Annotated in this window: 3 protein-coding genes; 1 reads left to right on the top strand and 2 read right to left on the bottom strand. The window is 69.0% G+C overall.

Annotated elements, in window-relative coordinates; all coding sequences use genetic code 11:
• Nucleotides 1-188 precede the first annotated feature (188 nt).
• Complete coding sequence (locus AB0H52_RS31650) at nt 189-323, top strand: hypothetical protein (protein WP_357951950.1); 135 nt, start codon at nt 189-191, stop codon at nt 321-323.
• An 83-nt stretch (nt 324-406) separates the two neighbouring features.
• Here the strand turns inward: AB0H52_RS31650 and AB0H52_RS31645 are convergent, their stop codons facing one another.
• Nucleotides 407-646 (bottom strand): hypothetical protein, encoded by a 240-nt coding sequence (locus AB0H52_RS31645; protein ID WP_357951948.1) that lies wholly within the window; start codon nt 644-646, stop codon nt 407-409.
• On the bottom strand, nt 643-1929 hold a 1287-nt coding region (locus tag AB0H52_RS31640; protein WP_357951946.1), incomplete at its 5' end, for a transposase. The genes AB0H52_RS31640 and AB0H52_RS31645, both read right to left, overlap by 4 nt.

The following is a 1929-nucleotide window of genomic DNA, read 5'->3' as shown; positions in this document are numbered from 1 at the left end:
GATTCCGCACGGGGTCAGCGGCCGAGCTTCTCCTGGTGGTCCCAGCCTTGATGCTGCTGGGCGTGATCAGCGCGTGGGCCCTGATCACCCCGTAGCGGGGCCGCCGACTGTCGGGCTCGCCGGATGGTGTCACCGCCTGGTGATATCCATATATGCCGTTCAGTAGCGTGTCGATCACGGAGGGCCTCATGCCGCTCGTCAGTCCGTACAAGCGCGGCGGGAAGCCGGTACGCGGCTACTACCGCCTGAACTCGGTCTGGAACTTCTGGTTCGGGCTGATCCTGATGCTGTTCTTCTTCGCCTACGTCAGCAAGCGCCAGTAGCGCCCCCGCGAGCAGCGCACCGGCCGGGTGCCGGACCACCGGCCCGCAGGGATCGCTGTGGGCTGAGAGAGACGGCAGCGTGGTTAGGCCCGGGTACGTGCGACCATCAGTCGTACGCCGACGATAGCGAGCGCGGCGACGGTGGCGAGTCCGGCGTACACCGCTCCGCGCCAGTCGTCGGAGCGGGCGAGGTAGAACCAGCCGAGACTGGCGGTGATCAGCAGCACGGCGAGGACCGGCCAACCGGTCAGGGCGTACACGGCCAGGCCCGCCCGGCGGCGGGCGTCGTCCTCGGGCGTCTGAACGGTTGGGGTGGGCGTCATCGCTGTTCTCCTGTCGGGGCCGGCACGGCCGCAGTGCCGCGCTCGTAGTCGATGCGTTGGTCGAGGTCGAGCTGGAACGTGCCGTGCAGGGCCACGTTGGACCAGAACAGCGGGGTCAGGCCGCGCAGATCGTGTTCGGTGAGCCGGGCCGCCCAGTCCGGTTCGGCCAGGACGCGGTCGACCATGCGGGTGTTGACCAGCACGAGCGCGGACTGGAGCAGGTGCAGGGAGAGCATGGAGATCTCCTGGGCCTCGCGGTCGGCGCCGGGCAGTTCGGCCTCGCGGCCGTAGTGGATGGCCACGTTCGCCGAGTTCCACTGCTCGACGACCTGGAGCCCTTCGTGGATCTCGCGGCGCAGCGCGGGGTCGGCGAGGTAGTCGGCGATAAACGCCGTCCGGACGGCGCGGCCGAGTTCCTCGATCGCGGCGAGGGTGGGGTGCTTGGGACCGCGGGTGTTGAACCGGCGCAGGATCTGCTCGGCCTCGGCGGTGCCGAGCTGCAACGCCCGCGCGTACTTGATCATCTGGTCGTATTCGCGGGTGATCAGGTCCCAGTTGATCGCCCGAGTCAGCACCGGCTCCAGCCCCGGATAGGTAGCCCCATCAGCGGGCCGGTAGAGCCGGGCGGCGCCGATGTTCTTCAACCGGGGCAGCAGCCGGTAGCCGAGCAGGTGGGTGAACGCGAACCCGACCACGGAGGCGCCGTGGGTGTCGGTGTAGTTCGCGGTGATCTGTGAGTCGACGTCGGCGGCGTGCCGGATCAGGCCCTCCATCATCGCCGCGACCTCGGACGACGAGCAGGTCTTGAGCTGGGAGTACACGCAGACGCTCTTACGTTCGACGTGCCAGTAGATCATCACGCCGGGTCCGCCGTAGCGGGCGTGCCACTCGGTCATCAGGTTCGACTCCCACGACCCGAACTTCTTCGAGTCCGACGCACAGGCAGTGCCGGCGCCCCACCAGCGCGGGTCACGCTCGCGCAGCGTCGCGCCGACCACTGCGGCGATCGCGCGGCGCAGGCCGTCGCGGGTGACGAACAGGTGCCGGGTACGGCGCAGCTGCGCCTCGGTGACGCCGTGGTCGCCGGAGTGCACGATCCGCTTCACGCCGATGTTCGTGCCCAGCGCGAACAGCACCAGCAGCAGCCGCTTACGCAGTTCCCCCGGGGCCAGGTGCTCGCGGGTGGCGATCGACGTGAACTCGGTGTGTAGATCGGTCAGCCAGTCGGCTTCCTTGAGTAGGTCGAGCAGGCTCACCACACCCCACCGGCGGGTCACCTCCGC

It is taken from the genome of Micromonospora sp. NPDC050695 (assembly GCF_040654415.1).
Lineage (GTDB): Bacteria > Actinomycetota > Actinomycetes > Mycobacteriales > Micromonosporaceae > Micromonospora.
Note: the sequence above shows the minus strand (reverse complement) of the source record. Positions and strands in the feature narration are given on the sequence as shown.